The sequence below is a fragment of the Amycolatopsis sp. GA6-003 genome, assembly GCF_046267895.1.
GTDB lineage: Bacteria > Actinomycetota > Actinomycetes > Mycobacteriales > Pseudonocardiaceae > Amycolatopsis.
Map to the genome: position 1 here is coordinate 6,770,632 of NZ_CP176499.1, position 24,897 is coordinate 6,795,528.

Annotated in this window: 21 protein-coding genes; 10 read left to right on the forward strand and 11 right to left on the reverse strand. The window is 69.5% G+C overall.

The annotated features are described in order from the left end of the window. Nucleotides 1-595: 595 nt before the first annotated feature. Nucleotides 596-850 carry a WhiB family transcriptional regulator gene (locus F9C12_RS30720; RefSeq protein WP_009082948.1) on the reverse strand — a complete coding sequence of 85 codons (255 nt, stop codon included), beginning with the start codon at nt 848-850 and terminating at the stop codon, nt 596-598. Between the two features lie 271 nt (nt 851-1,121). Beyond that, on the reverse strand, nt 1,122-2,048 hold the full coding sequence (locus F9C12_RS30725; RefSeq protein WP_409185241.1) for a diacylglycerol/lipid kinase family protein: 927 nt from the start codon (nt 2,046-2,048) through the stop codon (nt 1,122-1,124). 349 nt (nt 2,049-2,397) lie between these two features. Here F9C12_RS30725 and F9C12_RS30730 point away from each other — a divergent pair, with 349 nt between their 5' ends. Then, nucleotides 2,398-2,880 carry a hypothetical protein gene (locus F9C12_RS30730; RefSeq protein WP_409185242.1) on the forward strand — a complete coding sequence of 161 codons (483 nt, stop codon included), beginning with the start codon at nt 2,398-2,400 and terminating at the stop codon, nt 2,878-2,880. Between the two features lie 119 nt (nt 2,881-2,999). Then, a complete protein-coding gene (locus F9C12_RS30735) occupies nt 3,000-4,577 on the forward strand; it encodes an alpha/beta hydrolase (RefSeq protein WP_409462677.1) in 1,578 nt (525 codons plus the stop codon). Nucleotides 4,578-4,620: 43 nt separating this feature from the next. Here the strand turns inward: F9C12_RS30735 and F9C12_RS30740 are convergent, their stop codons facing one another. Continuing rightward, on the reverse strand, nt 4,621-5,103 hold the full coding sequence (locus F9C12_RS30740) for an N-acetyltransferase family protein (protein WP_409462678.1): 483 nt from the start codon (nt 5,101-5,103) through the stop codon (nt 4,621-4,623). 1 nt (nt 5,104) lies between these two features. Beyond that, entirely contained in the window at nt 5,105-5,695 is a 591-nt protein-coding gene (locus F9C12_RS30745; protein ID WP_409462679.1) for an acid phosphatase, read from the reverse strand. An 86-nt stretch (nt 5,696-5,781) separates the two neighbouring features. On the opposite strand from F9C12_RS30745, the gene F9C12_RS30750 reads away from it, so the two are divergent. Next, nucleotides 5,782-6,258: a hotdog fold domain-containing protein gene (locus F9C12_RS30750; RefSeq protein ID WP_409185245.1), complete on the forward strand. Its 477-nt coding sequence runs from the start codon at nt 5,782-5,784 to the stop codon at nt 6,256-6,258. A 124-nt stretch (nt 6,259-6,382) separates the two neighbouring features. After that, nucleotides 6,383-8,005 carry a GMC oxidoreductase gene (locus tag F9C12_RS30755; protein ID WP_409185246.1) on the forward strand — a complete coding sequence of 541 codons (1,623 nt, stop codon included), beginning with the start codon at nt 6,383-6,385 and terminating at the stop codon, nt 8,003-8,005. Here F9C12_RS30755 and F9C12_RS30760 read toward each other — a convergent pair. Next, nucleotides 8,002-8,610: a dTDP-4-dehydrorhamnose 3,5-epimerase family protein gene (locus tag F9C12_RS30760; RefSeq protein ID WP_409185247.1), complete on the reverse strand. Its 609-nt coding sequence runs from the start codon at nt 8,608-8,610 to the stop codon at nt 8,002-8,004. The genes F9C12_RS30755 and F9C12_RS30760 overlap by 4 nt on opposite strands. Nucleotides 8,611-8,983: 373 nt before the next feature. Here F9C12_RS30760 and F9C12_RS30765 point away from each other — a divergent pair, with 373 nt between their 5' ends. After that, on the forward strand, nt 8,984-10,165 hold the full coding sequence (locus tag F9C12_RS30765; protein ID WP_409462680.1) for an NADP-dependent malic enzyme: 1,182 nt from the start codon (nt 8,984-8,986) through the stop codon (nt 10,163-10,165). A 348-nt stretch (nt 10,166-10,513) separates the two neighbouring features. On the opposite strand, the gene F9C12_RS30770 is transcribed toward F9C12_RS30765, so the two are convergent. Beyond that, a complete protein-coding gene (locus F9C12_RS30770; protein ID WP_409185250.1) occupies nt 10,514-11,938 on the reverse strand; it encodes a bis-aminopropyl spermidine synthase family protein in 1,425 nt (474 codons plus the stop codon). A 96-nt stretch (nt 11,939-12,034) separates the two neighbouring features. Here F9C12_RS30770 and F9C12_RS30775 point away from each other — a divergent pair, with 96 nt between their 5' ends. The 4 genes from F9C12_RS30775 to F9C12_RS30790 are packed head-to-tail and all read left to right on the forward strand — an operon-like array spanning nt 12,035 to nt 15,406. Next, on the forward strand, nt 12,035-13,123 hold the full coding sequence (locus F9C12_RS30775) for an ABC transporter ATP-binding protein (RefSeq protein WP_409185251.1): 1,089 nt from the start codon (nt 12,035-12,037) through the stop codon (nt 13,121-13,123). After that, on the forward strand, nt 13,123-13,815 hold the full coding sequence (locus F9C12_RS30780; protein WP_409462681.1) for an ABC transporter permease: 693 nt from the start codon (nt 13,123-13,125) through the stop codon (nt 13,813-13,815). The genes F9C12_RS30775 and F9C12_RS30780 overlap by 1 nt, the downstream gene beginning before the upstream one ends. After that, the gene (locus F9C12_RS30785; RefSeq protein ID WP_409462682.1) at nt 13,812-14,516 is read left to right on the forward strand and encodes an ABC transporter permease; all 705 of its coding nucleotides are present in this window, start codon (nt 13,812-13,814) and stop codon (nt 14,514-14,516) included. The genes F9C12_RS30780 and F9C12_RS30785 overlap by 4 nt, the downstream gene beginning before the upstream one ends. Continuing rightward, nucleotides 14,513-15,406, forward strand: coding sequence for an ABC transporter substrate-binding protein (locus F9C12_RS30790; protein WP_409462683.1), 894 nt, complete (start codon nt 14,513-14,515; stop codon nt 15,404-15,406). The genes F9C12_RS30785 and F9C12_RS30790 overlap by 4 nt, the downstream gene beginning before the upstream one ends. A gap of 22 nt (nt 15,407-15,428) precedes the next feature. On the opposite strand, the gene F9C12_RS30795 is transcribed toward F9C12_RS30790, so the two are convergent. From F9C12_RS30795 to F9C12_RS30805, 3 genes are all read right to left on the reverse strand, one after another. Beyond that, nucleotides 15,429-15,956 carry a GNAT family N-acetyltransferase gene (locus F9C12_RS30795; protein ID WP_409462684.1) on the reverse strand — a complete coding sequence of 176 codons (528 nt, stop codon included), beginning with the start codon at nt 15,954-15,956 and terminating at the stop codon, nt 15,429-15,431. A 114-nt stretch (nt 15,957-16,070) separates the two neighbouring features. Continuing rightward, on the reverse strand, nt 16,071-17,270 hold the full coding sequence (locus F9C12_RS30800; RefSeq protein WP_409462685.1) for an MFS transporter: 1,200 nt from the start codon (nt 17,268-17,270) through the stop codon (nt 16,071-16,073). Between the two features lie 58 nt (nt 17,271-17,328). Then, a complete protein-coding gene (locus F9C12_RS30805) occupies nt 17,329-18,567 on the reverse strand; it encodes an FAD-dependent oxidoreductase (protein ID WP_409462686.1) in 1,239 nt (412 codons plus the stop codon). A gap of 149 nt (nt 18,568-18,716) precedes the next feature. On the opposite strand from F9C12_RS30805, the gene F9C12_RS30810 reads away from it, so the two are divergent. Then, entirely contained in the window at nt 18,717-19,184 is a 468-nt protein-coding gene (locus F9C12_RS30810; protein ID WP_409462687.1) for a nitroreductase family deazaflavin-dependent oxidoreductase, read from the forward strand. Between the two features lie 78 nt (nt 19,185-19,262). On the opposite strand, the gene F9C12_RS30815 is transcribed toward F9C12_RS30810, so the two are convergent. Beyond that, nucleotides 19,263-22,949 carry a multifunctional oxoglutarate decarboxylase/oxoglutarate dehydrogenase thiamine pyrophosphate-binding subunit/dihydrolipoyllysine-residue succinyltransferase subunit gene (locus tag F9C12_RS30815; protein WP_409185258.1) on the reverse strand — a complete coding sequence of 1,229 codons (3,687 nt, stop codon included), beginning with the start codon at nt 22,947-22,949 and terminating at the stop codon, nt 19,263-19,265. Between the two features lie 306 nt (nt 22,950-23,255). Further along, on the reverse strand, nt 23,256-24,770 hold the full coding sequence (locus tag F9C12_RS30820) for an FAD-dependent monooxygenase (RefSeq protein WP_409462688.1): 1,515 nt from the start codon (nt 24,768-24,770) through the stop codon (nt 23,256-23,258). Nucleotides 24,771-24,897: the final 127 nt, after the last annotated feature.

Sequence of the window (24,897 nt, forward strand, 5' to 3'; positions counted from 1 at the left end):
CGCCCGTTGCTTCCAGCGCAGGGAACATCCACTTGGGACGGTCGGCGAGCCGGCGCTCCCGGACGGATTTCGGACCGAACAGTGGACGCCGCACCCCATTGGTCCGCAACGAGTCCTTTCCGGACCAATGGGGTGCGGCCCCGCCCGCTCCAGTGCGAGATCAGTTTTCTGCTACCGGAAACCACGGACTGGCCAGCACGGTCGTCGCGGGCTGCCGCCGAACACGGGTACGACCAAGCCAGCCTCACCGTTGATTCGGCGAGAGCTTCCGGAGCCCCCGGGCTTTCGAGCGCGCCGGGTTCACCCCGAAGATGCGCTGGGTGCGCGAAGTCTGAGTGTCCACATCGGACTCCAGACACGGTGAAGGGCCGGTACCAGTCAAGCGTGGCGGTACCGGCCCGTTCAACGTTCCGCGGGAGGACTGGGATAGTCCTGGGCGAGGCGGCACCCGGATGCGGGGTGGCCGACCTCGGTTGTTACGCTCGTACCGGGTATGTGTCGCCATGTGCGGCACGGGCACGCGAATGCCCGCCGGGCGAAAGTCCGGTCCGAGGTGGTGCAGCTGATTCTGGGTGCTACAGCTGAGTCGAAAGACTCAGGCGGTGGTACGCGTGCCGATGTGCGTACGGCGGCGCTTGAGCGCGCGTCGCTCGTCTTCGCTCATTCCGCCCCAGACGCCGGCGTCCTGGCCGCTGGCCAGAGCCCAGGCCAGGCAGTCGGAAGCCGCGGGGCAGCGGTGGCACACGGCCTTCGCCTCGGAGACCTGCAACAGAGCCGGACCGCTGGTTCCCACCGGGAAGAACAGCTCGGGGTCCTCGTCTCGGCAGGCCGCGTCGTGGCGCCAGTCCATGTTCGTGAGCTCCTTCACAGTGACGCGGGAGGGCCGCGCCACAGTAGTGGCGGTCGTGTTTTTGGGTGCTTGTGAATGCTTTCACGAAGCACCGCGTTCGACAAGGGTTTCGACAAGATCGGTGAGTCAGCTCACCCGGCCGAGCTATGCCTCTGACCTGCGGTTTCGTTCTGAAAAGCTCCGCTCGCCGGAAGGGTCGTGCGGTGAACGGAGGGTTTGCGTCGCCGAGCGGCAGAACGCACTTTGCCGCGGGCGATCAGCGGTCGCCGGGCTATCCGACTACGGTGAGTGCATCCGGGACGCTCTGGAACTCGACCCGGGTGCGTTGTCCGACGAGGTCCCCGTCGACCTGGAAGTTGACCGGTTCAGCTGCGTCGATGCGGATCAGAGGCACATCGTCGCGGCGGAGCAGACGGCGGCCGTGCTGATCGCTCTCCGTGAGCAGAGCTTGCCGTACATGCGTGAACACGGTGGGCAATCGCAGACCGCTCAACGCGAACAGGCCCAATCCGGTCTCGAACGAGCATCCCGGGTTGAGGTGGACCGGGCGTTCCCCGAGGTAAGTCCACGGATCGGTGTTGGACACGAACGCCGTCACCGCCTCGGCCGGTTCCTCGCCCGGGATCCGGACGGTGAGCGTCGGCCGCCCGAGCGGCGGGCGGAAGTAGGAGCGCACCGCGGCCCGCAGATACAGGCCCGCGCTGGTTTGCTTGCCGCGCCGTTTCGCGACGCGGCCGACGACGTCGGCGTCCCAGCCGAGGCCCGCGTTGAAGGTGAACCAGTGCCCGTCGGCCAGTCCGAGGCCGATCCGCCGGGTCCGTTCGGTTTCCAGCGCGGTGAGCAATTGGTGGGTCGCCTCGACCGGATCGGCGGGAAGACCGACCGCGCGGGCGAACACGTTGGCCGAGCCGCCCGGCACGACGCCGAGCATCGGAACGGACCCGGAGCGTCCGGGAGCGCCCGCGGAATCGGCGAGGAGGCCGTTGACGACCTCGTTGACCGTGCCGTCGCCGCCGTGCGCCACCACCAGGTCGTAGCCGTCGCGCGCCGCCGAACGGGCCACCGCGAGCGCGTGCCCGCGGTAGTCGGTCTCGACGACGTCGAGCTTCACCTGGCTGGCCAGCGCGTGCGCCAGCACGTCCCGGCCGCCCGCGGTGGTCGAGGTGGCCTGGGGGTTCACGACGAGGATGGCGCGCACTACCGCAGGGTAAGTGCTTTTCGCCCGGCGGACGTACCTCCAGCGCCACATGGTGACGCGAAGCTCAGCCGCTTGCGCACGCCGTCCTGTCCCGGTGACCTGTGGCAACCCTGTGGCGGGCGGTCCTCCTTCGCAGACGGCGAAAACTCCGCGCGTCGTGACAAGTGCACCCGGGCCGACCGCCCGCTCATCGACGACTGCCCCGATTTTCTCTTCGGCCGCCGCCCCGGGAAAACGGCCGACCGGGTGGCATACGATCAGTAGTGCTCACGCACGGTGACTCGCGCTGGTCGGGTGGCTGTGCGCGCCCCGCACGTTCCCCCGCCCCGCAGCTGAAAGGGCAGCGCCTGTGTCGCATCCCGAGAACCCGCCGCCCACCCCGTTCGAGGTCCGCCTCGCCGGAGTCCTGACCGGACTGCCCGGGCTGGGCCTGCTCGTCCTCGGCGTGGTGCTGCTCGTGCACGGACTGTCGACCCCGCCGATCCCGGGCAACAACGTGTGGGCCGAGTTCGGCACGTACGCGGTGCTGGCGCTGATCTTCCTCGCCGCCTCGGTCGGGCTGCTGCTCGGGCAGACGTGGGCGCGTTCGCCGGGCGTCGTCGTCGCGCTGATGCTGATCGGGGTCGGCTGGTACCTCCTCGGGCCGTCCGGGCAGCCGCTGTGGGGCGTGCCGATCGGGCTGTGCGGGCTGGCCGCCCTGGTGCTGTTGTTCCGCCGTCCCTCGCGGGCGTGGGCGCTCGGAATGCACGACGGCGAAACCGAGGAAGAAGCCGCCGAACGCGGTGGTCTCGCGGGACGGCGGGCCGAGCGGGAGCGGCGCGAACAGGACTGAGCGACAGTGACGTCACGTCATGGCGGGCAGTGACGCGGCGGCACTGGTAGCGGCACCCCTCAGCCGATGGAATCGGGACTGCGCAACCGAATGCGCCCGAATTCCGAAGAGGGGAACCCATGAGGAGACTGCGTCTCGTCGTGACCAGCACCGCGGTCGTGTGCGGGCTGCTCGCCGCGGCGTTGCCGGCAGCGGCGGACACCGCCCGGGTCCCGGCCCGCTACACCGGCCAACCCCTGGACTGGCACGCCTGCGCCCCGGACGAGCTGGCCGACCTGCCGCCGGGCACCGATATCGCGGGGCTGGAATGCGCCACGTATCGCACGCCCCGGGACTGGGACCGGCCGGGCGACGGACAGGACCTGACCATCGCGATCAGCAGGCTCAAGTCCACCGGCACCACAACCGCTTCGGTGCTCACCAACCCGGGCGGCCCGGGCGGTCCCGGCCGCTGGTTCCCGGTCGAACTGCGCGGCCAGCGCAAACTGCGCGAGCATCAGGAAATCATCGGCATCGACACCCGCGGCACCGGCCGCAGCACTAACGTCACCTGCGGCGGCGCGGCCAGCACGGGGGCCGATCTCGACCCGCGCGACCGGGATCCGCGCAATCTGAACCAGATCGTCGACGCGACCCGGTACCTCGCGACCGCCTGCCATCAGGCCGCCGGCGAGCTGGGGGAGCTGATCAGCACCTTCCAGAACGTCCGGGACCTCGACCTGCTGCGCACCCTGCTCGGCCGGGACCGGATCAACTGGATCGGGTACTCGGCGGGCACCTGGCTCGGCGCGCACTACACCCAGCAGTTCCCGCGGCACACCGGCCGGTTCGTGCTCGATTCCGCGACCCAGTTCACCGGCAGCTGGCAGCAGTCGTTCGACTATCAGCCGCTGGGCTACGAACGCCGCTGGCGGCAGGATTTCCTGCCCTGGCTGGCCCGCTCCGACGCCAAGTACCACTTCGGCGCCAGCGGCGAGGCGGCCCGGCAGACCTACGAGAGCGTCCGGTACGCGCTGACCCGCGAGCCGGTCGAGGTGAACGGCACGAAGATCGGCGCGGTCAAGCTGGATTCGTTCCTCGTCGGCGCGCTCAAGGCCAAGAGCCAGTTCCCGGCGATCGCCGCGGTGCTGGTCCAGGTCAAAACGCTGACCGACGTGCGGGCTTCGGCCGAGGCCAAGCAGGACGCTCGCGCGAAGCTGGGCAAGACGCTGTCCGAGGCGAAGAAGACCGGTCCGATGGGCGTGGCGGTCCAGGCCGGTGCGGACGACGCGATGGTGTCGACGTTGATCACGACCCTGTGCAACGACGGGCCGTGGAAGGGCGACCGGCAGTCGCTGATCCGCCGGTCGCAGGAGTACCTCGACCGCGGGATCACCCTGCACAGCTCGCTGTGGATGGGACTCCAGGTCTGCGCGTTCTGGCCGGGCCAGACCCGGCCGAGGCCGGTGCTGGACGGCAAGGGCGTGCCGCCGGTGGTGCTCGTCCAGTCCGAGCACGACCCGGCCACGCCGATCGAGGGCGCGCGGAAGGCGCATGCCGCGTTCCAGAACTCGCGGATGCTGACCGTGACCGGGGAAGGCGACCACGGGATTTACGGGATTGGCGGTAACCAGGCGGTGGACGAGGTGGTCGACAAGTATCTGGTCGACGGGGTGGTGCCGCGGGACCAGAGCCTGCCGGGGCTGCCGTTGCCGTAAAGACCGCGTGAGTGCTGATCACGGGGAGAACCGTGGTCAGCACTCACGCCTCTTTGGCCAGCACCTTCAACGGCTCGTCCGTCAGCCGGTACACCGACCACTCGTCCTGCGGCAGCGCGCCCAGCGCCCGGTAGAACCCGACCGCCGGGTTCCAGTTCAGCACCGACCACTCCAGCCGGTGGTAGCCCTTCTCCACGCATTCCGCGGCCAGCGTCGCCAGCAGTACCTTGCCGAGGCCCGAACCGCGCTGTTCCTCGCGCACGTACAGGTCTTCCAGATAGATCCCGTGCGTGCCGCGCCAAGTCGAGAAGTTCAAGAACCACAAGGTGAATCCGGCGATCTCACCGTCCACTTCGGCCACGTGCCCGAACAGCGCCGGGGCCTCGCCGAACAGCGCGCCGTGCAGCTGCTCGGAAGTCAGATGGCATTCCTGCGGAGCGCGTTCGTACTCGGCCAGCGCGTAGACGAGCTCCACGACGGCGTCGACGTCTTCCGGCCGGATCCGCCGTACGCGGGGGTCGGTCACTTCATCCCTCCAACGCGGGCAGCAGGTTCAGGTGCTCGATTTGCGGTTCGCCGCGCTCGTCGCCGAGCACCGCGAGCCCGGCCGGGTCCAGTCCGAAGTGGACACCCGAGGCGCCGGGAAGGCCGAGCCAGCGCGCGACGAGCACGCGGCTGAAGTGCCCGTGCCCGACCAGGACGACGTCGCCGTTCTCGATCTCGCGGCGGGCCCGGTCGAGCACCTTGTCCGCGCGTGCCTGCACGTCCGCCGCGCTTTCGCCGCCGGGCACCGGATGCGTCCACACCGTCCAGTCCGGAACCGTCTCGCGGATTTCCGGCGTGGTGACGCCTTCGAAGTCGCCGTAGTCCCATTCGGCCAGGTCCTCGGTGACCTCGTCCACGCGCAGGCCGGCGAGTTCCGCCGTCCGCAGCGCGCGGCCGCGCGGGCTGGACAGCACCAGCCCGGGTCCGCCGAGCAGGGTCCGCAGGGTGCCGCCCGCCGCGCGCGCCTGTTCCTCGCCCGCCGGGGTCAGCGGGATGTCGGTGCGCCCGGTGTGCTTGCCGTTCGACGACCATTCGGTCTGGCCGTGCCGGAGAAGAAAGAGCCGATGTGCCACGCGGCCGAATATAGCCGGGGCGGGTTTGCCCGGCAGGCTCGTCGTGTGCTTGGCTACTGGGGAGTAACTTCACCTGGGAGGTGCCGATGGGTACGCCGTCGACGTACGGGCTGTGGCGCAAGCTGGCCGGCAAACCGGGCGGCAAGCAGCTGTTTTCCGCCGCGATGTGCCTGCGCGTGCCCTACTTCGGCACCGTGCTGCCCAGCATCCGGGAGATCCGTCCCGGCCACTGCTCGGTGACCGCGCCGAAGTGGTGGGGTGTGCACAACCACATCCGGACCTTCCACGCGATCGCCGCCTGCAACCTCGCCGAGATCGCGATGGGCATGCTGGCCGAGGCCACTGTCCCGGCCACGCACCGGTGGCTGCCCAAGGGCATGGAAGTGAGTTACGTCGCGAAAGCCGGAACGGGACTGCGGGCGATCGCCGAATTGCCGGAGATCCCCGAGTTCGGAGACAAGGGATTCGATCTTCCGGTCCCGGTGCGGATCGTGGACGCCCGCGGGACCGAGGTGGTCACCGCGACGATCACGGTGTGGGTCACTCCCCGGAAAGCCGCCTGACCGGCGAAAGCCGGACGTCCCGTTACCCCGGCCGAGTGAAACTTAACACCGTTTACTGGGCAAATGCGAATTGCGTTCGTTTTAACCTTGCCAGGGTGTGCGGCACCGCGTCAGCATGCCGGGCATGGCCTCCCTCAACCGTCGCCGATTTCTCGGCCTCGCCGCGCTGAACTCCGCCGCGGCCCTTGGACTGACCAGCATTTCGGCGACCTCCGCGCGCGCCGCGACCGTGGCGAAGCTGCCGGACTATTCGCCCGCGGTGGTGATCGGCACCGGGTACGGCGCGGCGGTCACCGCGCTGCGGCTCGGCGAGGCGGGCGTGCCCACGGTGATGCTCGAAATGGGCCAGCTGTGGAACGAACCGGGCCCGGACGGCAAGGTCTTCTGCGACATGCTGAAGCCCGACCGGCGGTCGATGTGGTTCAAGAAGCGCACTGAAGCGCCGCTGGCGTCGTTCCTGTGGCTGGACGTCGCGAACCACGACATCGATCCGTACGCCGGGGTGCTGGACCGGGTGAACTACGGCGGGATGTCGGTGTACGTCGGCCGCGGCGTCGGCGGCGGGTCGCTGGTGAACGGTGCGATGGCGGTGCAGCCGAAGCGTTCGTACTTCGAGGAAATCCTGCCGCAGGTGGACGCCGACGAGATGTACGGCAAGTACTACCCGCGCGCCAACGCCGGCCTCGGCGTCAACCACATCGACCCGGACTGGTTCGAGACCTGCCAGTCCTACCAGTTCGCGCGCGTTTCCCGGAAAGCCGCGCAGAAAACCGGCCTGAAGACCACGTTCGTGCCGAGCGTCTACGACTTCGAGTACCTGAAGAAGGAAGAGGCCGGCACGGTCGAACGCTCGGCGCTGGCGTCCGAGGTCATCTACGGCAACAACCACGGCAAACGCTCGCTGGACAAGACGTATCTCGCCGCCGCGCTCGGCACCGGGCACGTGACCATCCAGACGCTGCACGAGGTCCGCGAGATCATCCAGCAGCCGGACGGCACGTACACGCTCGTCGTGCGCGAGTCCGACGCGCTCGGCAATGTGCTCTCCACCAAGCATCTGTCCACGAAGTACCTGTTCCTCGGCGCGGGCAGCCTCGGCTCGACCGAACTGCTGGTGCGCGCCCGCGACACCGGACGGCTGCCGCGGCTGTCCGAGGCCGTCGGGCAGGGGTGGGGCACCAACGGGAACGTGATGCTCGGCCGCGCCAACCACGTGTGGGACACCACCGGCAGCCTGGAGGCGGGAATGCCCGCGCTCGGCATCGACGACTGGGACAACCCGACGCATCCGGTGTTCGCCGAGATCGCGCCGGTGCCTGCCGGGCTCGAAACGTGGGCGAGCCTGTACCTGGCGATCACCAAGAACCCCGAACGCGGCCACTTCACCTACGACGCCGCGAGCGATTCGGCGAAACTGCAGTGGACGACGGATCAGGGGCAGCCGTCGATCGACGCGGCGAAATCGCTGTTCGACCGGATCAACAAGGCGAACTCCACGATCTACCGCTACGACCTCTTCGGCGACACGCGGGCGTTCGAGAACCGCTTCACCTACCACCCGCTCGGCGGATTGGTGCTCGGCGCCGCGACCGACAACTACGGCCGGGTGAAGGGGTACCGGAATCTGTACGTGACGGACGGCTCGCTGATTCCGGGCAGCACCGGCGTGAACCCGTTCGTGACGATCACCGCGCTGGCCGAGCGCAATATCGAACGGGTCATCGCCGAGGACGGCGTGCGCGCCTAGCGGTGCGCTGACCGCAGCTTTTCGTAGTACGCCACGCAATCGGCATAGGACGGCAGCAGGCCCTGGTCGAGCGCTTCGGCCAGGGTCGGCGCCGCTTTGTCCTTTTCGGACACAATGGGTGCCAGATCGGCGGGCCACGGCAGGTCCAGTGCCGGGTCGAGCGGGTTGACGCCGTGCTCGCCTGCCGGGTTGTACGGCTCCGAGCACAGATACGCCATCACGGTGTTGTCCTCCAGCGCGATGAAGGCGTGCCCGATTCCTTCGGCCACGTACACCGCGCGGAATTCGGCCGAGTCGAGCCGCACTGCGTCCCATTCGCCGAACGTCGGCGACCCGACGCGCAGGTCCACCACCACGTCCAGCAGCGACCCGCCCGGGCAATAGACGTACTTCGCCTGGCCCGGCGGAGTGTCGGCGAAGTGCACGCCGCGAATCGAGCCGGCGCGGGAAACGCTGTGGTTCGTCTGCGCGACCCGCAGCGGATGCCCGGCCGCGCGAATCATCGCCTCCTCCTGGAACGGCGCGACGAACAGTCCGCGTTCGTCGGGGAAGACGCGCGGGACGAACTCGAAAGCGCCGGAGACCTTGAGCGGGCGGAAGTCCATGGCGGCCACCCTATCGAGTGCGTTTTCCGGACCCGGAACGGAACTGCTTCCGAAACCGGACGGACGTCTTGGGAATCGCGAATCTGTGACATGAGCCGCACCGAGGGGTCGGGCCCGACCGGGGGCCTGTCATGATTGACGGACCGCAGCGTCGGCGGCCATCGCCACACCCCACGGATCGGATGGCCGCGCAGACGCCTCGCCGACAGGCCGGCGCTACCGCGCTGGGCTGCCGTCCGGAGGACGAGTTCCCACTCTCGACGCGCGCGTTCGCACCCGTCGACCAGGTGGTCCCCCGCTCGCAGTCCCAGGAGTACGTTCGATGACCCAGACCCATCCGCCCGCTTCCGTCATTCCTACGACAGGAACCCCGATGACCGACCAGGCCAGCACCGTCGCGGCCGTGACCGACGCCGAGATCTTCGCCGGGCACGAGGGCGGCAAGCTCTCCGTGGCGGCGACCCGGCCGATCTCCGACCCGCGCGACCTCTCGATCGCCTACACGCCCGGCGTGGCGAAGGTGAGCCGCGCGATCGCCGAGGACGCGGCCAAGGCGAAGCGGTACACCTGGGCGGACCGGCTCGTGGCAGTGGTCAGCGACGGCACCGCGGTGCTCGGCCTCGGGGACATCGGCGCGAGCGCGTCGCTGCCGGTCATGGAGGGCAAATCGGTCCTCTTCAAGACCTTCGGCGGGCTGGACTCGATCCCGCTGGTGCTCGACACGACCGACGTCGACGAGATCGTCGAGACCCTGGTCCGGCTGCGCCCGTCGTTCGGCGCGGTCAACCTCGAGGACGTCTCCGCGCCGCGCTGCTTCGAGCTGGAGGACAAGCTCAAGGAAGCGCTGGACTGCCCGGTCATGCACGACGACCAGCACGGCACCGCGATCGTCACCCTCGCCGCCCTGCGCGGCGCGAACCTGGTGCTCGACCGCGACATCGCCGGCGAGCGGGTCGTGGTGTCCGGGGCCGGCGCGGCGGGCGTGGCCTGCGCGAAGATCCTGCTCGCGGCCGGCGTCGCGGACGTGACGGTGCTCGACTCGCGCGGCATCGTGCACGCCGGACGCGACGACCTGAACCCGATCAAGCGGCAGCTGGTGGAGACCACGAACAAGGCCGGGCTCACCGGCGGTCTCGCCGAGGCGCTGCGCGGGGCGGACGTGTTCCTCGGGCTGTCCGGGGCGACGATCGACCCGTCGCTGCTGTCGACGATGGCGGATGACTCGATCGTGTTCGCGCTGTCCAATCCGGACCCGGAGGTGCACCCGGCGGTCGCCGCCCAGCACGCGGCCATCGTGGCGACCGGGCGGAGCGACTTCCCGAACCAGATCAACAACGTGCTGGCGTTCCCGGGCGTGTTCCGCGGCGCGCTGGACGCGGGGGCCCGGGCGATCACGGAGAACATGAAGCTGGCCGCCGCGGAGGCGATCGTGGCGGTGGCTTCGGACGACCTGGGGCCGGACCGGATCGTGCCCAGCCCGCTGGACCCGCGGGTCGCGCCCGAGGTGGCGGCCGCGGTGGCGAAGGCGGCTGAGCAGGACGGTGTCACTGGCTGAGGTTTTGCCGGGAAGGGCTCTCTGGCTTGTGCTGGGGGGCCCTTTCTTTGTGGGCTTTTTTGGACTTTCCGGTCCATTTCCTGGTCGCCGCGGGGGTGCTTATGAAGATCGGATTGCGTGGGTACGGGGTGTGGTTGTTCGTCGGCTGGGGGAGCATTTCAGTGCTGGGACGGATCATGTCGTGGTGCAGGTGGTTACGGGGAAATACCAGATGCCCGTGAGGTTCCCCCCACGGCCGTTGGCCAGGGGCGGTGAGCGCGCGAGGGTCTGAGTCGGCGAGCCAGAAGCGGTTGCGCTGGTCGGCGGCGCGAGAACTTGCACTCGGGCACCCCGCGAACGCGGGAGGGATCAGCCTGGAAGCAGCTCCGCCAGCCGGTGCCGGGGGACGTCCACCAGGCGCAGGTCCGCCAAGTCTTCCGGGACCTGCAAAGCCGCGTTCGCCAGGCGGGCGTGGGCGCGGGTGAGCAGTTCTGACGGGTGGTCCACCAGGTCGGCGACAACGATCGCGTGGCGGTTGTCCGGGGTGCTGCGCAGCAGGCGGAGGCGGTACTTGTCCGCTACCAGCGAGGTGAGCGACGACTGTGCGGCGGCGTCGGCGAGGTCTGGGTGGTTGTTCGGCAGCAGCAGCGCCAGGCGGCGGGCGTTCGTGCCCAGCAGGGTTCGCAGCAGCCACGGGCCGGGGTCGGCGGAGAGGTCCATCGCGACCGCGTCGCCCTCCGGGGCGGACGTGGCCCAGCCTACCGGGCGGGTTTCCAGTGCCAGGCCGCCTTCGGAGGCGAGTTCCCTGGCGGCGGCGAACAAGCCCGGTTTGGTGCCGGCCGATTCGACGGATTGCGGGCCGTGCGTGTAGATCGCGGAGCTTGCCTTGCGGGCGAAGGATTTCTTCGCCTTCGCGGTCGGCTGGCAGACGTACAGATCCGCCGCGCTGCCGATTGCCTGGGCGCCGGTGTAGCGGTTGAAGTCCGGGAGGATCGCCTCGAAGGTCAGGCCCAGGGTCGCCAGAGAACGCTGTACCTGCGCGCCCAGGGCGGGGTGGCGCGGGCTATAGCCGTAGGCCAGCAGGATCCGGCCCTCGGTGGGCTCCCGCAAAGCCTGCACCGCGCGGGCGGCGAAGAGGCCCATTCCTTCCGGCGTGTAGGGCGGGTCGCTGAAGACCAGGTCCGCTTTGCCGGTCAGGGCCGGGGGCAGGCCGACGCGCAGATCCGCGTGTGCGGTGAAGATGCCGCGTTCGCCGGTGGTGTCCAGGTAGGACAGAACGCGTTCGTCGAGGTCCACTACGGACAGATCGGCCTCCGGGCACACCGCGCGCACGGCCAGCGACGTCAGATCGTGGTCCCCCAGGAAGAGGACCTTGCCGCGGCGGAGGTCGTAGCGGGAGTTCAGCCACAACGCGCGGCGCAGCACCGTCTCCGGGGTCGCTTGCACGTGGTCCAGCGCGGCCAGCGGCGGCGGGACGGCGGCGATGCGTTCGGCCAGCATGGTGAGCAAGGCCGGTTGGGCGGCGACTGCCGCGTCGAGGGGATCGGGCAGGGCGGGCAAGGAGTACGCCGCGTAGGCGGACCGCGAATCCGGGGCGATCCGGACGCCGGCCGGGGAGCGTTCCAGGTCCGATTCCAGGGCCGACAGGAGGTCTTCGACGCTTCGCCGAGGGGCGGCGGTGAGGCGCACCAGGTCGGCCAGCTCGTACGAACCGCTGCGCAGCAGGGTGAGCACTTCGTAGAGCGGGCGGACGGCGGCGCCGTGTGCGGCGAGGACGTCGTCTAGGGCGGTCACGGGGTCCGAGAGTAGTAGGCCACCCTGCGGGACAGGCTGCCAAGGCCGCGCGAGTCGGCTACCGTCGGACTCTGTACCGGACGTGGGGAGAAGTCTGTGACCATCGAATTCCGAGACGTCGTCAAGCGCTATCCGGACGGCACGGTCGCGGTCGACGGCCTCTCGCTGACCGTGGAAGACGGCACGATCACGGTGTTCGTCGGCCCGTCCGGGTGCGGCAAGACGACCTCGCTGCGGATGATCAACCGGATGGTCGAGCCGACGTCGGGCACCGTGCTGCTGGACGGCAAGGACGTCAGCGAAGGCGATCCGGCGGTGCTGCGCCGCGGCATCGGTTACGTGATCCAGCACGCGGGGCTCTTTCCACACCGGACAGTGCTCGACAACGTCGCGACCGTGCCGCTGCTGTCCGGATGGGACAAACGGAAAGCGCGCGCCCGCGCGGCCGAGCTGCTCGAGACGGTCGGTCTGCCCGCGGAACTCGGGAAGCGGTACCCGGCGCAGCTGTCCGGCGGGCAGCAGCAGCGCGTCGGCGTCGCCCGGGCGCTCGCCGCGGATTCGCCGGTGCTGCTGATGGACGAGCCGTTCTCCGCGGTCGACCCGGTGGTCCGCGAAGGACTGCAGGACGAGCTGCTGCGGCTGCAATCCCAGCTGGGCAAGACAATCGTGTTCGTCACGCACGACATCGACGAGGCGGTGCGGCTCGGGGACAAGGTCGCGGTGCTGCGCGTCGGCGGGAAGCTCGCGCAGTACGGCACGCCGGCCGACGTGCTGCGGCATCCGGTGGACGACTTCGTCGCGTCGTTCGTCGGCCGCGACCGCGGGTATCGCGGGCTTTCGTTCCTTCCGGGCAGCGGCGTCGAGGTGTCGCCGGCTCGCACGATCGACCTCGGCAGCAAGGTCGACGGTCCGTCGGAGGGCTGGCTGCTCGCGGTGAACGACGAGAAGCAGCCGCGCGGCTGGCTGCCGCCGGGCTCCACTGTGGACGGCCCGTTGGCGGAAACCGACCTCGTGGCAGGCGGTTCGCTGTACGTGCAGGGCACGCCCATCCGCGGGGCGCTCGACGCGGCGCTGTCGTCGCCGGCCAGCCTCGGCGTCGTGGTGGACGACGAGAACCGCGTGCTCGGGACGGTGGTCGCGCACCAGGTGCTGGATGTGATCGAGGCCTCCCCGCAGGCGTCCTGATGGGCGACTTCTTCGGCGAACTCGGCCGGTACCTGTCGAGTTCCAGCAACCGCGGCGAAATCCTCGCCAACCTGCTCGACAACATCTATCTCGCGCTGGTGCCGCTGGTCGCGGGCATCGTGCTGGCGATCCTGCTCGGCTGGCTCGGACATCGCTGGCGGCCCGCGCGCAGCGTGCTGCTGGTGGTGGGGAATCTGCTGTACACGATCCCGTCGCTGGCGCTTTTCGTGGTTATTCCCGGCCTGATCGGCACGAAGATTCTCGACAGCGTCAACGTGCTCGTCGCGCTGACCATCTACACCACCGCGCTGCTGGTGCGCCCGGTGCTCGACGCGCTGGAAGCCGTGCCGCCGCACATCGTCGCGGCCGCCACCGCGATCGGGTACCGCTCGCCGCGCCGGTTTTTCAGCGTCGAACTGCCGCTCGCGGTGCCGGTGCTGGCGGCCGGGGTCCGGGTGGCGTCGGTGAGCAACATCAGCCTGGTCAGCGTCGGCGCGCTGATCGGGACCGGGGCGCTCGGCGTGCTGTTCACCGACGGATTCCAGCGGGAGTACTTCTCGCCGATCGTCGTCGGGATCGTGCTGACGATGCTGCTCGCATTGCTCGTCGACCTGCTGCTGGTGCTGCTGCGCAATCTGCTGACGCCCTGGGAGAGAGCGGGCCGCGCGCCGGCCGAGGAGGTGGCGGGATGATCGGCGACGTTTTCGCGTGGTTCACCACCGCCGCGCACTGGCAGGGCCCGGGAGGCATCCTCGCCCGGCTCGCCCAGCACGTCGGGTACATCGCGCTGGCGCTGGTCATCGCGCTGGTGCTGGCGATCCCGATCGGACTGTTCGTCGGCCACACCGGCCGCGGCGGCGTCGTGCTCGTCGGTGCGGGCAACGCGATCCGCGCGCTGCCGACGCTCGGGCTCGTCACGTTCCTGTTCCTGCTCTTCACCGAAAGCACCACGGCGACGATCATCGGCCTGGTGGTGCTGGCGATCCCGCCGGTGCTGGCGGGCACGTACGCCGGTTTGCAGGCGGCCGAACACGACGTCGTGGACGCCGCGCAGGGCATCGGAATGACCGGCTGGCAACGGCTGTGGCAGGTCGAGGTGCCGATCGCGCTTCCGTTGGTGCTGGGCGGAATTCGCAACGCTGTGCTGCAGCTGATCGCGACCGCCGCGGTGGCCGCGTACGTCGGTCTCGGCGGCCTCGGCCGGTTCCTGCTCGACGGACTGGCCATTTTGGACTACACCGAGGTCGTCGCTGGCGCGATTCTCACCGCGCTGCTGGCGATCGTGGTCGACCTGCTGCTCGCCGCGGCGCAGCGGGCCTTGGTGCCCAAGGGAGTCCGGCTGGCCGCACAGGCGGCGTCCGGCCGGGCAGCGGCGGCGGGAGGAGCGGCGTGAAGCGGTGGGGGATTGTGGTGGCCGGGCTGGCGCTGCTGGCGTCGGCCTGCGGAAACCCGCTGTCCGGCGGCGGCGAGGGCGGGAGTACCGGCGATATCATCATCGGTGCGTCCGATGTCGGGGAAAGTTCTTTGCTGGCCCAGATTTACGCCGGGGCACTGCGGAATGTCGGCGCGCACAACGTGACGGTGCGACCGCCGGTGGGCAGTCGCGAAGTCGTGGTGAAAGCGTTGCAGGACAAGTCTTTGTCGGTGGTGCCGGATTACTCCGGGAATTTGCTGCGCTACTTCGACAAGAATACCGCGGCGACTACTTCGGAGGATGTTTACGCGCAGCTCAAGCAAAAGATCCCGGGCGGTTTCGAGGTCCTCGACCAGTCGCCCGCGCAGGACAAGGATTTGCTGGTGGTGGGCAAGGAACTCGCGGCCACCGGGGTGAAGACGTTCTCCGATCTAGGACCCCGCTGCAAAGACTTGGTGATGGGCGGGCCGGGCCAGTGGAGCACCCGCTGGAAGGACCGGATCAAGCAGCTGTACGGATGCGAATTCAAGGAAATCCGCACCACGGACACCGGCGGCCCGGTCACGGTGGCGGCCCTGAAATCGGGCGAGGTGCAGGTGGCGGATTTGTTCAGCACCTCGGCGACTATCGCGTCGAACGGCTTCGTGCCGCTGGAGGACGACAAGCACATGTTCCCGGCGCAGAACATCGTGCCGCTGGTGGCCCGAGGCACGTTGAACACCGCCGAGACGGCGGCGCTGAACCGGGTTTCGGCGGCGTTGACTACGGAACAGCTGACTGAGTTGAACGTGCAGTACACGGATGAGAAGCGGAATGCGAAGGATGTCGCTGAGGAGTTTTTGCGGAGGAACGGGTTGAAATCCTCGTGAGTGGTTTGGCCGCTCGCCTCGCTCAAAGCCGATCGAAAGCGGCGGAGTAGCGGAATTCTCCTTGGTTTCCCGGGTGGTACGCGGCCAGCCGGAGGGCCTGGAAGTGCGGTTTCCACTCCGGTACCGGCGGCGTGATGCCCAGCGTGTCGGCCAGTACGAAGCCGAAGCGGGAGTAGTAGCCGGGGTCGCCCAGGAGGATGATCAGGCTGTAGCCGAGTGCGTTGGCGGCGCCGATCGTGGCGTGGACCAGGGCGGAGCCCGCGCCGCTGCGCTGGTGGCCGGGGTGCACGCCCAGCGGGCCGAAGCCGATGGCGGATTCCGCGTCGTCGCCGAGGCGGCCTGGGCTGGAGCAGGCGTGGCCGATCACTTCGCCGTCGCGGACCGCGACCAGCGAGAGGGCGGGGAGCAGATCGCCGTCGGCGGTGAGTTCGGTGACCAGTTTCGCTTCCGGCATTTCGCCGGTGACGTCCGGGTTGTGGACGCGGAACGCGGCGGTGTGCAAGGCGTGGATGGCGGGTGCGTCGTCGGCGGTCGACTGGCGGATCTGCATGCGTCCAGTTTCCCTGAGCGGCTGTCTGAGGGGAAATGAAATTCGACGCGGTGCAGTCCGGTGGACATCGTCGTCGGCGGGTTCACTGCCCGGGTGCCCGCGGGAACACCCTGATCAAGCGGTGGCTGCCCGCGGAGCGACCCGCGCCGGGCGGTCGTCTCGCATGAAGAAGAGGACGGCCGCGCCGACGAGCGGTCCTACGGCCAGGGTGAGGAACGCTGAGTAGAACGAGCCGGTCGCGTGGAAGACCAGGCCCACCACGGCGGGGACGACAACGCTGCCCAGTTGCCAGAACGCGTTCACCGCGCCGGCGGCGGAACCGGTCAGCCGGGTGCCGGTCAGGGCGGGGATCATGGCGGCGGTCAGCGGGCTGTAGGCGTAGGCGCCGATGCCGAGAATCGGGGCTACCACTAGGAAAGCGCCGTAACTGCTCAGGGAACCGAAGACCAGCAGCGCGGCGCCGAAGAGAATCAGGACCGCGATGATGGGGATTCGCCTGCCCAGCCCGATTTTGTCGGTGAGCCAGCCGATCAGCGGTTTGATCACCACCGCCGTGCCGGAGAAGATCACCAGGACTACGCCCGCTCGTACGGGGTCGATGTGTTCGCCGCGGATCATCAGGGTGTTGGACCACGTGACGAAACCGTAGGTGCCCCACAGGCCGCCGAAACCGGCCAAGCCCAGCAGAAGTAAATCGCGGTTGCGGAAGAGCGGGCGCGGGTTCGGCAGAGCGCGGCCGGTGGACGCGGAGGCAGTGCCGTTGCGGAGGAAGGCCAGGCACAACAGGCCGAGTGCGGCAGTCACGCCGCCGAACAGGTGGTACGACACTGGCCAGCCGCTGTTTTTCACCAGAGTGGGCACGACGGCGTTGGCTACCACCGTGCCCAGCGACGTCGCGGTCATGAAGATGCCGCTCGCTAAGCCGTGCTCCTCGGGGCGGAACCATGTGGTGATCAGCTTCAGCCCGGCCGAGAAGTCGACGCCCGCGAAGAGGCCCAGGAAAGCCTGCAGCACCAAGCCCCACGCGATGGAGGTGGTGGAGCCGAATCCCGCCATCAGCGCGCCGGCGACCAGCGAGCTGAGGCCCAGGACCGCGCGGCTGCCGAGCCAATCCGAGAGGAAGCCGCCCGCGGTGTTGGAGACGACGTAGCCGATGTAGTAGCAGGTGGCGAAAATCCCGAGCGCGGCGAGCGGGACGCCGAGCGAATCGCTGACCGCGGAGGACGCCGGGCCCCAGGTCGACCGGTCGACCGAGGTCATCGTGAACACCGCCCAGCAGAGCAGCAGGACGACCCAGCGATAACGGCTCGGCATGGGGGCTCCTTCGGCCGGGAAGACGATCAGGGAAGGTTCCCGTTGCCGGCGGTGCGGGTCAAGCCAGAGCGTCCTGCCGGTGCAGTTCGGTGCGGATCGCGCGGACGTCGTGGGCCCGGCCGCCGACGTACTGGGCGGCGGCGATCCCCGCCGCGTGGCCGGTCGCGAAGGCGGTGCCCATGACGCGGACTGAGGCGTACGCGTCGTCGTCGGAGCTGGTCAAGCGGCCGACCGCCCACAGGTTCGGGGTGTCGGCGGAGCAGATCGCGCCGTAGGGGAGGTCGTACCAGCCTCGGCCGGCGATGGGTTCGTAGCGGGTGACGCCGGGGCCCGCGTGGTCTTCGATCGGCCAGCCGCAACGGCCGATCGACGCGTCGGGGCGTTTGCGGGCGGTCCGCACGTCGCGGCCGGTGAGCTGTTCGCGGCCGACCAGGTGGCGGCCTTCGCGGATGCCCAGCTGGGGGCCGGTTTCTTCAAGGCGGGCCGACGACCAGCCAGGCAGGTGTTTGCGCAGTGCGTCGAGGTATTGCCACGCTTGCCGGCGCGCGCTGGCTTCGTCGCGGCTGAGCGAGGCGGCGTCCAGGACGTCGGTTTGTTCGTCCACCAGGAGCGCGATGACGTTGCGGGTCAACGGAAGATGCACGGCGATGCCGTAATCGCGGGGCAGCTGGACGCCGGTTTCCCGTTGGTACGCGGCGATCGCGGCGCGCAGCCCCTCGCGGGAGAGGTCGGCGTCTTCGGGGACGCCGGAGAAGCGGCAGACGAGCGTGCTGGTTTGCCGCTCGCTCAGCGGGGCGACGCGGACGGCGGCCCCAGCGGCGGCCAGGAGCGCGCCGTCGCCGCTGGCGTCGATGAACGCGCCGGCGGTGACTCGTTCGAGGCCGCCCCGATGGTGCAGGCCGACCTCGGTGACGACGCCGTGGGTTCGCTTCGCGCCGACGAGTTTCGTGTGGAGGAGGACGTCCACGCCCGCGTCCGCGGCGAGTTCGTCGTAGACCAGTTTGGTGGTTTCCAGGTCGAGCAAGACGATCTTGTTGCCGGTCCAGCCCATCGTCTTTTCTTCGTAGGCGCCGCGCCTGCGCAGCCGCTGCAGCACCTCCTCGCCGACGCCCGCGACGACCTGTTCGCCGGTCTGGTCGAAGAATCCGCAGAGGGTCAGCACGGAACTGATCGTCGCCGCACCCCCCAGGTACGGGTACTGCTCGACCAGCAGCACCCGTGCCCCGGACCGCGCCGCCCCGGCCGCGGAGGCGATACCCCCAGCACCGCCTCCGACTACGACGACGTCGTAGTGCACTCGAGCCCTCCTCGGGTGTTTGGCACCCAGTGAACTGGGTCCGGCGACGGCGCCGCCACTGCCGTTCCGGCACCCCGGGCATACCCGGAGGGTATAGCTATGGCTTTCAAAAAATATGAAACTCGTACGAGTTGGCGTATGCTCGAGGCATGGACGCCAAGGCAGCCGGATACCGGCGCAAGGTCAACACGATCAACCGGGTCATCACCGCCCTGCAGCGCGCGGGGCTCGCGTTCGGGCCGATGGAGCTGCTCACCGTCGCCGGACGGCGCAGCGGCGAGCCGCGGACGTTTCCGTTGGCAGTATTGAAAGTCCAGGGCGAGGAGTACCTGATCCAGGCGTTCCCGAAGGCGGCCTGGGTGGCGAACGTGCGCGCGGCCGGGGAGGGAACGCTGTCCCGGGGACGGCGGTCGCGGCGGGTGCGGTTCGCGGAGCTGCCGGTCGCGGAGCGGGGGCCGGTGTTGCGGGAGGTGGTCGCGAGCGGGCCGCCGAGCGTGGGGCGGCGGTACGTGACTACGGGGTTGGCGGAGTCGCCGACGCCGGACGGGGTGGCGGAGGCTGCGGGGCGGATCGCGGTGTTTCGGGTGGAGGGGGTCGTGAGCGGCGTTGCCGGTTAGAACCGGCGCCACGACCCCCACCACGGCGAAGGCCGCCGCGGGAATGACTCCCGCGGCGGCCTCCGGTGGTAACGAGGATCAGTCGAACGCCTTGGCGATCAGCGCCTTCTGCTCGACCTCGTGCACCTTGGACGAACCGGCCGACGGGGCGGCCATCGGGCGGCGCGCCACCACGTCCAGTCCGGTGAAGAACTCCGGGAACTTCCGGGGCAGGTTGAGGCCGAAGAACGGCCACGCGCCCTGGTTTTCCGGCTCCTCCTGGACCCAGGTGATGTTCTGCGCGTTCGAGTAGCGCTCCACCGCGGCCAGCAGCTTCTTCTTCGGCAGCGGGTAGTACTGCTCGATCCGCACGATGGCGACGTCGTCCGCGCCGCGCTTTTCGCGTTCGGCCACCAGTTCCCAGTAGAGCTTGCCCGAGGTGAGCAGCACCTTGCGGATCTTCGCCGGGTCCTGAGTGGCGTCGTCGATCACCGACATGAAGCGGCTCTGGCCGGTGAAGTCCTCGACGGCCGAGGTCGCCGCCTTGTTGCGCAGCATCGACTTCGGGGTGAAGACGATCAGCGGGCGCTGGATGCCGTCGAGGGCGTGCCTGCGCAGCAGGTGGAAGTAGTTCGCCGGGGTCGACGGGACCGCGACGGTCATCGACGCTTCCGCGCACAGCGACAGGAACCGCTCGATCCGGCCGGACGTGTGGTCCGGGCCCTGGCCCTCGTGGCCGTGCGGCAGCAGCAGCACGACGTCCGAGCGCTGGCCCCACTTGGCCTCGCCGGAGGAGATGTACTCGTCGATCACGGTCTGCGCGCCGTTGACGAAGTCGCCGAACTGCGCTTCCCACATCACCAGCGCGTCGGAGTTCGCCACCGAGTAGCCGTACTCGAAGCCGACCGCCGCGTACTCCGACAGCGCCGAGTCGTAGATCATCACGCGGCCCTGGCCCTCGGCCAGGTGCTGCAGCGGCGAGTACTCCTGGCCGTTCTTGCGGTCGATGAACACCGAGTGCCGCTGGGTGAAGGTGCCGCGCCGGGAGTCCTGGCCGGACAGCCGCACGAGACGGCCTTCCAGCGCCAGCGACCCGAACGCGAGCAGTTCGCCGAACGCCCAGTCGACGCCGCCCTCGCGCGACATCTTGTGCCTGCGCTCCATGACCGGCTTGACCCGCGGGTGCGGGGTGAAGCCCTCGGGCAGGTTGACGAACGCGTCGCCGATCTTCTCGACGACCTCGCGCGACACGGCGGTGGTGACCTTCGCCGGGATCTGCTGTTCGCCCTCGACCGACGGGCTCGCTTTCGCCGGGTGCTTCTCCAGTTCTCGCACCTCGTTGAAGACGTGCTCGAGCTGGCTGGAGAAGTCGCGCAGCGCGGCCTCGGCCTCTTCGACGGAGATGTCGCCCCGGCCGATCAGCGATTCGGTGTAGATCTTCCGGACCGAACGCTTCGTGTCGATGATGTCGTACATCGCCGGCTGCGTCATCGACGGGTCGTCGCCCTCGTTGTGGCCGCGGCGGCGGTAGCAGATCAGGTCGATCACGACGTCCTTGTGGAACGCCTGGCGGTAGTCGACCGCCAGCTTCGCGACCCAGTGCGCGGCCTCCGGGTCGTCGCCGTTCACGTGGAAGACCGGCGCGCCGATCATCTTCGCGACGTCGGTGGCGTACTGGCTGGACCGCGAGTGCTCCGGCGCGGTGGTGAAGCCGACCTGGTTGTTGACGACCACGTGCACGGTGCCGCCGGTGCGGTAGCCGCGCAGCAGCGCCAGGTTCAGGGTCTCGGCCACGACGCCCTGGCCCGCGAAGGCCGCGTCGCCGTGCATCAGGACCGGCAGCACGGTGTAGCCCTCGCCGCCCTTGTCGAGGACGTCCTGCTTGGCGCGGACGATGCCCTCGAGCACCGGGTCGACGGTCTCCAGGTGCGACGGGTTGGACGCCAGCGACACCCGGGTCTCGCCGTCGCCGAACATCCGGAAGTACTTGCCCTCGGCTCCCAGGTGGTACTTCACGTCGCCGGAGCCGTGCGCCTGGCCCGGGTCGAGGTTGCCCTCGAACTCCTGGAAGATCTGGCTGATCGGCTTGCCGACGATGTTCGCCAGCACGTTGAGCCTGCCGCGGTGCGGCATGCCGATGACGACCTCGTCGAGTTCGGCCTCGGCGGCCTTGTCGAGCACCGTGTCCAGCAGCGGGACCAGGGTCTCGCCGCCTTCCAGCGAGAACCGCCGCTGGCCGACGTACTTGGTCTGCAGGAAGGTCTCGAACGCCTCGGCGGCGTTGAGCTTCGACAGGATGTACTTCTGCACCGACGGTTCCGGCTTGCTGTGCCGGACCTCGACGCGCTCCTGGATCCAGCGCCGCTCCTCGGGGTCGAGGATGTGCGTGTACTCCACGCCGACCGTGCGGCAGTAGGAGTCGCGCAGCACGCCGAGGATGTCGCGCAGCTTCATCCGCTCGCGGCTGGAGAAGTCGCCGACGGCGAACTCGCGGTCGAGGTCCCACAGGGTCAGGCCGTGGCTGAGCACGTCCAGGTCGTGGTGGCTGCGCTGGCGGTAGTTCAGCGGGTCGGTGTCGGCCATCAGGTGGCCGCGCATCCGGAACGCCTCGATCAGCTCCATGACGCGCGCGGTCTTGTCGACCGGGCCGTCCGGGATGTCGGCGACCCAGCGGATCGGCTCGTACGGCAGCCGCAGGCTGGTGAAGACGTCGTCGTAGAAGCCGTCCTCGCCGAGCAGCAGTTCGTGAATGCGCTTCAGGAACTCGCCGGACTCCGCGCCCTGGATGATGCGGTGGTCATACGTCGAGGTCAGCGTCATGATCTTGCTGACCGCGAGGTCGACGAGGGTCTTCTCGCTGGTGCCCTCGAACGCCGCCGGGTACTGCATCGCGCCGACGCCGATGATCGCGCCCTGGCCTGCCTGCAGCCGCGGCACCGAGTGGTTGGTGCCGATGCCGCCCGGGTTGGTGAGCGAGATGGTGGTGCCCGCGAAGTCGTCCGCGGTGAGCTTGTTCGTGCGGGCCTTCTTGACGATTTCCTCGTAGGCCTGCCAGAACTGCATGAACGTCATGTTCTCGGTGGCCTTGATGGAGGCCACGACGAGCGTGCGGGAGTCGTCCTTGCCCTTCATGTCGATGGCGAGGCCGAAGTTCACGTGTTCCGGCGTGACCGCGAACGGCTTCCCGTCGATCAGCTGGTAGTGCCGGTTCATGTTCGGGAAGTCCTTCAGCGCCCGCACCATGGCGTAGCCGATGAGGTGCGTGAAGGAGATCTTGCCGCCGCGGGTGCGCTTGAGGTGGTTGTTGATGACGATGCGGTTGTCCGCCATCAGCTTCGCCGGGACCGCGCGCACGCTGGTCGCGGTGGGCACGGAAAGCGAGGCGTCCATGTTCTTGGCGATCGCCGCCGCGGCGCCGCGCAGCTGCTTGGACTCCGGTTCGGCGTCCTTCGCCGGAGCGGTCTTGGCGGGCGCGGAGGCCGCCGGCTTCGCGGCCGGGGCGGGCTTGGCGGCCGGGGCCTTGGCCGCCGGTGCGGGCGCGGCCTTGGCGGCCGGAGCCGCCGGGGACTTCGCGGCCGGCGCGGCGGGCTTGGCGGCGGGGGCGGTCTTGGCTTCCCCGTTTCCTTCCGCCTGCGTGCCGTTGCCGCCCGGAGTGGGCTTGTAGTCGGCGAAGAAATCGTGCCAGGCGGCGTCTACCGACTGGGGGTCCGCGAGAAACCGCTCGTACATTTCTTCGACGAGCCACTCATTGGCACCGAACTGCGATGCGGGACTGCTGCTGGCCACGGCTGGCTCTCGCCTCTATCCATTCTCGATCCGATATCACAAGCATCTGCTGACCGCCAGGCTAGTCCCCTGCCGGTGGCCTGAAACACGCCACCTGGACGCTCGTGAGACAGGTCATTGTCTGGATCGGTTGAGAGGCCCAGCCTGACAGACAGCAGGGACCACCGTACGCGTCGCAAGGGCCGAATGCCGTCACTCCGGCCGGTTTGGGGTGATCTCGACCACAGCACGGCCACAGCACGGCCCCGGCGCGGCTGCCGCACGCGCACCGCGGCCGCGGCTTCGGCCCTCGCGGCGCGGCCGGGGTCAGCTCGCCGTGGCGGGCAGCGAGCGCACGGGTGCCGGTCCGAACCACGCGCGCAGCGCCTCGCGCAGGTCGGCGGGGTCGGTGTCCGGGCTTTCGGCCAGCCAGGCGAGGTGCCCGTCCGGGCGCAGCAGGAACGCGGCGGGGACGTCGCTGGTGCACGGGGAGCCGGAAACGAGGTCGAGCCGGTCGAGCCAGGGCGCGGCGGTGCGGGCGACGGCGGGGCCGTCGGTGAGGTCGACGAGCACGCCGCGGCCGGAGTGCAGCAGCTTCACCGTGGTCGTCGCGGCCCCGTCCACGACGACCGACCACTCCGGGACCCGGGTCCCGGCCAGCGGGTGGTCGGAGGCGGGGAAGACCGGGTAGCGCACGTCGAGCGCGGTGATCATCTCCGCGAGGTAGCGGTTGACCTCCTCGAACTCCATCAGGGTCCCGAACAGCTCGCGCAGCGGGCCGATCTCCGGGCGCGGGTCCATCAGCGCGAGCTGGGCCTGGGTGTTGAAGCAGACGCGCGCGCCGACCGGATGGCGTTCGTCGTGGTAGGTGTCGAGCAGGTCCTCGGGGCCGCCGTTGACGACCGAGGCGAGCTTCCAGCCGAGGTTCACCACGTCCTGGATGCCGGTGTTGAGGCCCTGGCCGCCGGCCGGGAAGTGCACGTGCGCGGCGTCGCCGGCGAGCATGACCCTGCCCTTGCGGTACTGCGCGGCCTGCCGGGTCGCGTCGCCGAAGCGCGACAGCCACACCGGGTCCCGCATCTGCAGTTCCTGGTCGGTGACCCGCTTGACCGAGGCGGCGAGTTCCTCCAGTTCGACCGGGTCGTCGCGGTGCGCGGTAGGCGGGCGGAACTCGACCGACACGACGCGGTAGAGGTCGCCGCCGAGCGGAACCGTGCCGAACACGCCGCCCTTGCAGCGGGCCAGGTGCGGGCCGTCGGGCACCTGGTCGAGGTGGACGTCGGCGAGCATCGCGTCGATGTTGGAGGCGGTGCCGGGGAAATCGATGCCGGCCAGCTTGCGGACCAGGCTGCTGCCGCCGTCGCAGCCGACGAGGTAGCGGGAGCGGATCCGGTATTCGCCGTCCGGGCCGGTCACCGTGGCGACCACCGCGTCGGGCCCGTTCTCCAGGTCGGTGAGCCGGTGCCCGCGGCGGATCTCGACGTTCAGTTCCCGCGCCCGCTCTTCGAGGATCGCCTCGGTGCGCGACTGCGGGACCATCAGCGCGTAGGTGTGCCGTCCGTTGAGCTTGCTGAGATCGAGCAGCCGCATGCCGGCGAAATGCCCCTTCGGCCACACCGGCGCGCCCTCGCTGAACCGGGGCAGCAGGCCGCGCTGGTCGAGCACCTCGACGGTGCGCGAGTGCAGGCCGAGCGCGCGGGACTGCCCGCTCGGCTCGGCGAGCCGCTCCAGCACGAGCACCCGGCCGGGCCGCAGCCCGAGTTCGCTCGCGAGCATCAGCCCGACCGGGCCGCCGCCCACGATCACCACGTCGTACTCGACATCCATCCCGGTGCTCCCCATGTGTCCATGCCTGTCTTCAGTCCGGACAAGCCTGAGGCGCCGCGCGGGTTCGCGGCCATACGCGCTGTGCTGGGGATTCAGCGCTCGCCGAGCGGTCTTGGACGGTGCCGGAGACGGCCTGAGCGGG

Coding starts and splice junctions, on each gene's coding strand:
- F9C12_RS30765 (WP_409462680.1), top strand. CDS start 8,984: ATGACCGACCAGGCCAGCACCGTCGCGGCCGTGACCGACGCCGAGATC.
- F9C12_RS30800 (WP_409462685.1), bottom strand. CDS start 17,270: ATGCCGAGCCGTTATCGCTGGGTCGTCCTGCTGCTCTGCTGGGCGGTG.
- F9C12_RS30795 (WP_409462684.1), bottom strand. CDS start 15,956: ATGCAGATCCGCCAGTCGACCGCCGACGACGCACCCGCCATCCACGCC.
- F9C12_RS30780 (WP_409462681.1), top strand. CDS start 13,123: ATGGGCGACTTCTTCGGCGAACTCGGCCGGTACCTGTCGAGTTCCAGC.
- F9C12_RS30820 (WP_409462688.1), bottom strand. CDS start 24,770: ATGGGGAGCACCGGGATGGATGTCGAGTACGACGTGGTGATCGTGGGC.
- F9C12_RS30810 (WP_409462687.1), top strand. CDS start 18,717: ATGGACGCCAAGGCAGCCGGATACCGGCGCAAGGTCAACACGATCAAC.
- F9C12_RS30755 (WP_409185246.1), top strand. CDS start 6,383: ATGGCCTCCCTCAACCGTCGCCGATTTCTCGGCCTCGCCGCGCTGAAC.
- F9C12_RS30750 (WP_409185245.1), top strand. CDS start 5,782: ATGGGTACGCCGTCGACGTACGGGCTGTGGCGCAAGCTGGCCGGCAAA.
- F9C12_RS30735 (WP_409462677.1), top strand. CDS start 3,000: ATGAGGAGACTGCGTCTCGTCGTGACCAGCACCGCGGTCGTGTGCGGG.
- F9C12_RS30720 (WP_009082948.1), bottom strand. CDS start 850: ATGGACTGGCGCCACGACGCGGCCTGCCGAGACGAGGACCCCGAGCTG.
- F9C12_RS30785 (WP_409462682.1), top strand. CDS start 13,812: ATGATCGGCGACGTTTTCGCGTGGTTCACCACCGCCGCGCACTGGCAG.
- F9C12_RS30760 (WP_409185247.1), bottom strand. CDS start 8,610: ATGGACTTCCGCCCGCTCAAGGTCTCCGGCGCTTTCGAGTTCGTCCCG.